Source organism: Pseudonocardia sp., assembly GCF_029263155.1.
GTDB lineage: Bacteria > Actinomycetota > Actinomycetes > Mycobacteriales > Pseudonocardiaceae > Pseudonocardia.
Window position 1 is genome coordinate 1 of sequence record NZ_JAJCYB010000051.1, and the last position, 6908, is coordinate 6908.

Sequence of the window (6908 nt, forward strand, 5' to 3'; positions counted from 1 at the left end):
ACGCTGCGCAACTTCGCGGTCAGCCGCCACCGACTGGCCGGCGCCAGCAACATCGCCCAAGCCTGCCGACACACCGCCCGACACCCCAACCGCGCCCTCGACCTGCTCACATAACGGGCAGATCAACTACGCCGAGGCCCAGGGTGACTCGGTAGCCGAGGTTGTGGAGTTGGTTGATCAGTCGTGAGCGTTGGCGGTCGGTGTTGCGGCGGGCGGAGCAGTCCCCGCCGAGGTCGTCGTAGTCGTTGGTCGAGAGGTGCCAGCAGATCACCAGGATCGAGTGCGCCACGGCGACGGCGGCCTTCTTCTTCCCGATCCGTCGGGCCAGCCGCCAGAACTGGGCCGCCAGGTAGGTGTGGCACCTGGTAGCAAGGGCACATGGTCATCCCGCCCGATCAGCCGGACGCCCTCGACCAGGTCGCGTCCGATCAGTCCGCCACGGCCACCGAGACGCCGGCCACCGAGACGCCGGCCACCGAAGCGCCGGCCACCGAAGCGCGCACGCCGTTCCACGACCTCGCCGCCTTCGTCGAGCAGCCGCGGCTGGTCGGGCTGGCCCTGTCGCCCGACGGCTCCCGCCTCGTCGCGACCGTGCAGACCCTGGACGCCAAGAGGACCGGCTACGTCTCGGCGCTGTGGGAGCTCGACCCACGGGGCCGGGAACCCGCTCGCCGGTTGACCCGCGGCGCGAAGGGCGAGTCGGGCGCCGCCTTCACCCGCGAGGGCGACCTGCTGTTCACGGCGGGCCGACCCGGCTGCGTCCCCGGTGACGAGCAGGACGACTCGGAGACGCCGGCGCTGTGGCTGCTGCCGAGGGCCGGGGGTGAGGCGCGGTTGGTGGCACGTCGGGCCGGCGGCGTCGGCGGGCTCGTCGTGGCCCGCGAGGCCGGCACCCTGCTGCTCGGCTCGGCGACCCTGGCAAGCGCCGACGACGGCGACGACACCGAGGCCGCGAAGAAGCGCAGGGAGTCGAAGGTCTCGGCGATCCTGCACGATCGCTACCCGGTGCGGTACTGGGACCACGACCTCGGGCCGGCGTCCACCCGGCTGTTCGCCGCCGCGCCCGCCGACGTGTCGTCGCTGGCCGCGGAGGCCGACCCGCCGTTGCGGCTCACCGACCTCACCGGCCACGTGCCCGGCCGCGTGCACGACGAGTCGTCGTGGGACATCAGCCCCGACGGCCGCACCGTCGTCGTCAGCTGGGTGCTGCCCGAGGCCGGTGGCGACCAGCGCTGCGTCACCGCCACCCTCGACGTCGCGACCCGTGAGGTCACGATCCTGGCCGACGACCCCGATCGCGAGCACGAGTCCGGACGGATCAGCCCCGACGGCAGCCAGGTCGCCCTGATCCGGTTCGGCCGCCCCACGCCGCACCGGGCGCCCACCGTGACCCTGGGGGTCGTCCCGCTCGCCGGGGCGAGGTGCGCGAGGTCGCCGCCGACTGGGACCTCTGGCCCTGCCCTCCTCGGTGGACCCCCGACGGCACCGGGCTGGTCGTCGGCGCTGACGAGCAAGGCCGCTCGCCGCTCTACCTGGTCGACCTCGCCTCCGGCGAGCGGCGCCGCCTCACTACCGACGACGGCGCCTACACCTGCTACGACGTCGGCCCCGACGGGTACGTGTACGCGCTGCGCAGCGCCATCGACTCGCCGGCCGTCCCGGTGCGGGTGCCCCTGGCGGGCGGCGACGTGCAGCGGCTGCCGTGCCCCGTCACGGTCCCCGACCTCCCGGGCACCCTCACGGAGGTCACCGCCACGGCCGACGACGGCACTGCCCTGCGAGCCTGGCTGGTGCTGCCCGAGGGTGCTTCGGCCGCCGGCCCCGCGCCGCTGCTGGTGTGGATCCACGGCGGCCCGCTCGGGTCGTGGAACGCGTGGACCTGGCGCTGGAACCCGTGGACGGCCGCGGCCCGCGGCTATGCCGTCCTGCTGCCCGACCCGGCGCTGTCCACCGGCTACGGCCAGGAGTTCGTCGAGCGCGGTTGGGGCGCGTGGGGCGGGGCGCCGTACACCGACCTGCTGGCGCTCACCGACGCCGCGGTGGCGCGCGAGGACGTCGACGACGGGCGCACCGCGGCCATGGGCGGCTCGTTCGGCGGTTACCTGGCCAACTGGGTCGCCGGGCACACCGACCGGTTCCGTTGCATCGTCACGCACGCGAGCCTGTGGGCCCTCGACAACTTCGGCCTGACGACCGACGGTGCCAACTACTGGATGCGCGAGCTCACCGACGAGATGGCGCGGGAGAACTCGCCGCACCACCACGTCGGGAGCATCGTCACGCCGATGCTGGTCGTGCACGGCGACAAGGACTACCGGGTGCCGATCGGCGAGGGCCTGCGGCTCTGGTACGAGCTCGTCCGGGGCTCGGCCGACGACAACGGCCGGACCCCGCACCGGTTCCTGTACTTCCCGGACGAGAACCACTGGATCCTGTCGCCGAACAACTCGCGGGTCTGGTACGAGACCGTGTTCGCCTTCGTCGACCAGCACCTGCTCGGCAAGGACTTCGTCCGGCCGGAGGCGCTCGGCTGACGACGCGCACACCTCGGCCGCCCCGTTCTCCTCGACCCTGGTGTGCTCGCTCCTGGTTATCTCGCTTCCGGTGGACTCGGAGTGGGACTGGTCGGTCGTGCCGGCGGATGCGCCAGGCTCAGGCCACGCCGACGCCGACGTGCGTGGCCGGTCGCGGGAGTGGCGGTCCAGGCGCGGTGAACAGCTCGTCGAGGTGGGGCGGGTACACTGCCTCCCAGGCGACGACCGCCAGCAGGCGCAACGCTTCCTCGGTGGTCAGGCGGTCCTCGGCCAGATCGTCGAGTGCCTGTTCGGCGAGTGTCGCGAGGTGTTCCTTGAGTCGGGCTGCCGAGGAGTACATGGCGGGCCTTCCGTACGGGGGCTGGGAGATGGGGCATCCGCCACCGGAGGAGCCGTCATGCCTGAATGCCGGCGTTGTCCACGCGGTGTCCTTGTTCCCTCGAAAGAGAACCTTGAACCTTTGTACTCTCACTCTCGGTAGTTAGCACTGCGCTGAACGGGCGACAACCTCGCCCATCGGCCCGCCCAACTGGCCGTGGGAGCGTCGCGCCGCCGCCGGCCAGTGCCTTGCTGACGATCAACTCCGACTCGCCCGCCGAACATCATCGCACCCGGATTCCGCGCCGTGCCCGCGCCGCCGGCCGGCTCTCAGCGGCCGCGGTGTCGCGCCAGCAGCTCGTCGACCGTCCACTGGTCGTCGGCGTAGCGGCCGTAGTGGGCGGCCAGAACGGTGCCGTCGGTGCCGATCAGGAACTCCGCCGGCCGGCCGAGGTGGTCCTCGCCGCGGCCGACCGCGCCGGCCAGCGAGCTGCCGCCGAGCATGCCCCGGGCCCCAGCGAGCAGCAGCCGGGGATGCAGCACGGCGCCCAGCGCGGACTCCACGCCGAACTCCCGGTAGAGCACCCGCTCCGGGTCGCCGACCACGTCGTAGGGCATCTCCGGCGCGTACCGCCGCAGCGCGTCGGCGTCGGAGTGGAAGACCACGACCTCGTGGATGCCGGCGTCGGCGATCTCCGCGTGCCGGCGGGCGACCTCGCGCAGGTGCAGGTGGCAGATCGGGCAGCCGGCGAACCGGCGGAACTGCAGGTGCACCACGACGGCCGGGTCGGGCAGCGACACGGCTCCGCAGGTGATCGTCTCGAGTGTGTGGGTGTCGATGTGGTCGCCGGTCCCGAACGTGGTCACTGGCGGGCTCCCAATTTATGAGTGTGGCTACTCCAAAGTCAGGTCGATTATGGAGTAGCATCACTCCGCATGGCAACCACCGCCGGCGATGTCCCCCGGCGGCGTGGCCGGCCGGTCGGATTCGAGCGGCTCCCCGCGCTGGACGCGTTGGTGGAGCTGTTCTGGCGCGAGGGATACGACGGCGCCACCCAGGAGGCCATGCTCGCCTCCACCGGGTTGTCGTCGTCGAGCCTGTACCGGACGTTCGGTACCAAGGACGCCACCTTCGCCGCGGTCCTGGAGCGCTACCTGGAGCTCGCCGACGGCATGCTCGGCCCGCTCGAACGAGGTGGTGACGGCACGGCCGAGCTGCAGGCGTTCCTCGACCGGGTGCGCGACCAGCTCGGCGGACCGATGGGAGCGGCCGGGTGCCTGGTGCTGGGCACCCTGTGCGACCCGGTCAACCGGTCCGTCGAGATCGACGCGCTGACCCGTCGGCACGTCGAGCGGATGCTCGCCGCCCTCCGGACCGCCGTCGAGCGCGCGGCCGCGGCCGGCGACTCGCTGCCGATCGGGTCCCCTGCCACCGCGGACGTCCTGCTCGCCGGCGTGCTCGGTGTGCTCACCCGCGCCCGGGGCAACCCGGCGGCCGCGCTCGCGCTCCTCGACGGCCTGCGTGCCCTGGTCCCAGCCCGGATGCCGGCCTTCCGAGACCCGGGCGCGTTCAGCTGAACGCCGTCCGGTCGGCGGTCGAGTGGCATCGAGGCCGGCACCGGTCCGATCTGAATGTCGGGCTGCGACGACGGCGTGACGGTCAGCCAGCAGGTCAGTTTCGCCTCCGGTGTCCCACCGTAGGCCGCGCGGAACTGCTGGGAGAAGTGCGCCGTCAGCGCCGCGCGGGCCATCGTCGGCACGTCCAGCGGCCAGGTGTACTCCCGGTCCGTCAGGTCCCGTGCCCGGCGCCGATGGGTCAGCTCCTCAGGCGTCATCGAATGATCGTGCCGCGGGCCGGGGTGGGCGGAACGAACCTGGTGAGGGCTGCGATGACGGGAGGACGAACGATGCGTAACGCTTTGATCGGCATTCCCCGTCCAGGGCCTGCGGCCGTGTGCGAGCAGTGGTATCCAGAGCCCCTGACAGGCTTTGGGGCCTGTTCTAGGCAACTGGAGGGCACATGCTCTGGGCAATCATTGTCGCAATTGTCGTCGGTCTCATCCTCGGCGTGCTGGCCAAGCTCATCCTGCCCGGCAAGCAGAACATCCCACTGTGGCTGACGATCCTGGTCGGCATCGCGGCCGCGTTCCTGGGCAACTACGTCGCGCAACTGTTTGGGGTACGGGTGACGGCCGGGTTCGACTGGATCCGCCACCTCATCCAGGTGATCCTGGCGGTCATCGGAGTCGGTGCGGTCGCAAGCTTCTACGGCAAGAAGGGCGCGGCGCACTAGTCGTGTCCCCGCGCCGGTGTGGGTGACCCCGGTCACCGGCGCCGGCGCTCACCGCGCTCGGCGATGCCCGGACCGCTGGGCCAGGCACGGCGCTCGGCGATGCCCGGACCACTGGGCACGCCGGGCGTCGATCTGCCCACTGCCGCCCGTTCAGCCGTCGAACGAGCGGGCGGCGGCCAGGAATGCGTCGTTGTCGCCCGCGCCGGCCACGGTGACCCGGGCGCCCTCGCCGGCGAACGGGCGCACCAGGATCTTCGCCCGCGCGCAGTGCTCGGCGAACCCGACCGTCCGGGCCCCCAGCGGCAACCACAGGAAGTTCGCCTGCGACTCCGGCACCTCGTAACCGGCGGCCAGCAGCTCCGCACGCACCCGGGCCCGCTCGTGCACCACCGAGGCGCAGGCGCCGAGCAGTTCCGGCAGGCAGTCCAGCGCAGCCAGCGCGGCGGCCTGGGCCAGCGAGTTCACGCTGAACGCGACGGTGACCTTGCGCAGCGCCTCGACCACGGCCGGCGCGCCGACCGCGTACCCGACCCGCAGCCCGGCCAGCCGGTAGGCCTTGGAGAAGGTGCGCAGCACGACCAGGTTGGGCCGGGTGTCCAGCAGGGTCAACCCGTCCGGCACATCCGGGTCGGTGACGAACTCGCGGTAGGCCTCGTCCAGGACGACCGCCACGTGCGGCGGTACGGCATCCAGGAATGACAGCAGGTCGTCGCGGCCCAGCGCGGTCCCGGTGGGGTTGTTCGGGTTGCACACGAACACCAGCCGGGTGGTCGGGGTGATTGCCGCGAGCATCGCCTTCGGGTCGTGCCGGTGCGCATCGTCAAGCAGTACGCCGACCGGCGTCCCGCCGGCCACCTGGGTGACGATCGGGTACGCCTCGAACGACCGCCAGCCGAAGACCACCTCATCGGCGGACGACCCGCAGGTGACCTGGACCAGCTGCTGGCACAGGCTGACCGAGCCGCAACCGACCGCGACCCGGTCCGGAGTCACCCCGTGACGTGTCGCGAGCCGCTCGGTGAGTTCCACCACCCCCATGTCCGGGTAGCGGTTACCGGCCGCGGCTGCCCGGGCGATGGCGTCCAGGATCGCCGGTGGCGGCGGCAGCGCGACCTCGTTGCTGGCCAGCTTGATCGAGCCAGGCACGCTACGTCCCGGCACGTAGGCCGGCAGCCGCGCCAGGTCGGCCCGGATGGTGGGGTCCATGACTGCGCACGGTAGCGGCCGCGGGCGCCCCACCGGTACCGGTGTCGGTCCGCCGCAGCGTCGGTTGGCCCGCGCGCACCCCGGCGTGCCACCCTGGCGGCATGACCGATCTGCGCACCGAAACGGTGCCCCTCGACGATGGCAGCCAGCTGCGGCTGACGGTCGCGGAGCCGGACAACGCCGTCCGTGGCGGCATCGTGGTCCTGCACGAGTCCCGGGGGGTCACCGACGGGGTCCGGATGCTGGTGCACAGCCTGGCGCTGGAGGGTTGGCGGGTGGTCGCACCGCACCTCTACCACCGCGACGACGCCGACGAGTTGAGCGCCGAGGACACCGACCAGCAGGTACGTGACCAGGTGAACCGGCTCACCGGGGCCAGCGTGATGGCCGACACCGACACCGCGTTCGGCTGGTTGGCCGAGCGGGGGGTGCCGGCCGACCGGATGGGCGTGATCGGGTTCGACCTCGGTGGCTCGGTCGCCCTGGTGGTGGCCGCGAAACGGTCGCTGGGCGCGGTGGTCACGGTCGCCGGCAACCACATCTCCGACCCGCTGTCC

9 protein-coding genes are annotated in these 6908 nt (G+C 72.3%); 4 read left to right on the forward strand and 5 right to left on the reverse strand.

Annotation, left to right across the window (positions count from 1 at the left end; genetic code table 11):
* Positions 1-106 precede the first annotated feature (106 nt).
* Both Q1K26_RS10190 and Q1K26_RS10195 read right to left on the reverse strand, forming a co-directional pair.
* Complete coding sequence (locus tag Q1K26_RS10190) at positions 107-289, reverse strand: hypothetical protein (RefSeq protein WP_300009544.1); 183 nt, start codon at positions 287-289, stop codon at positions 107-109.
* Between the two features lie 709 nt (positions 290-998).
* A complete protein-coding gene (locus Q1K26_RS10195) occupies positions 999-1241 on the reverse strand; it encodes a hypothetical protein (protein ID WP_300009547.1) in 243 nt (80 codons plus the stop codon).
* Positions 1242-1421: 180 nt separating this feature from the next.
* On the opposite strand from Q1K26_RS10195, the gene Q1K26_RS10200 reads away from it, so the two are divergent.
* Positions 1422-2534, forward strand: a complete 1113-nt coding sequence (locus Q1K26_RS10200; RefSeq protein WP_300009550.1) for an alpha/beta fold hydrolase — start codon at positions 1422-1424, stop codon at positions 2532-2534.
* A 118-nt stretch (positions 2535-2652) separates the two neighbouring features.
* Here Q1K26_RS10200 and Q1K26_RS10205 read toward each other — a convergent pair whose 3' ends face one another.
* Positions 2653-2874: a hypothetical protein gene (locus Q1K26_RS10205; protein ID WP_300009553.1), complete on the reverse strand. Its 222-nt coding sequence runs from the start codon at positions 2872-2874 to the stop codon at positions 2653-2655.
* A 308-nt stretch (positions 2875-3182) separates the two neighbouring features.
* Complete coding sequence (locus Q1K26_RS10210) at positions 3183-3719, reverse strand: peroxiredoxin-like family protein (protein WP_300009556.1); 537 nt, start codon at positions 3717-3719, stop codon at positions 3183-3185.
* Between the two features lie 69 nt (positions 3720-3788).
* Here Q1K26_RS10210 and Q1K26_RS10215 point away from each other — a divergent pair, with 69 nt between their 5' ends.
* Both Q1K26_RS10215 and Q1K26_RS10220 read left to right on the forward strand, forming a co-directional pair.
* Complete coding sequence (locus tag Q1K26_RS10215) at positions 3789-4430, forward strand: TetR/AcrR family transcriptional regulator (protein ID WP_300009560.1); 642 nt, start codon at positions 3789-3791, stop codon at positions 4428-4430.
* A 442-nt stretch (positions 4431-4872) separates the two neighbouring features.
* Complete coding sequence (locus Q1K26_RS10220) at positions 4873-5145, forward strand: GlsB/YeaQ/YmgE family stress response membrane protein (RefSeq protein ID WP_300009563.1); 273 nt, start codon at positions 4873-4875, stop codon at positions 5143-5145.
* Between the two features lie 150 nt (positions 5146-5295).
* Here Q1K26_RS10220 and Q1K26_RS10225 read toward each other — a convergent pair whose 3' ends face one another.
* Positions 5296-6351 carry a histidinol-phosphate transaminase gene (locus Q1K26_RS10225; RefSeq protein WP_300009566.1) on the reverse strand — a complete coding sequence of 352 codons (1056 nt, stop codon included), beginning with the start codon at positions 6349-6351 and terminating at the stop codon, positions 5296-5298.
* 101 nt (positions 6352-6452) lie between these two features.
* Between Q1K26_RS10225 and Q1K26_RS10230 the strand changes: the two genes are divergently transcribed.
* Positions 6453-6908: dienelactone hydrolase family protein (locus tag Q1K26_RS10230; RefSeq protein ID WP_300009569.1), on the forward strand; the 456-nt coding region annotated here is incomplete at its 3' end.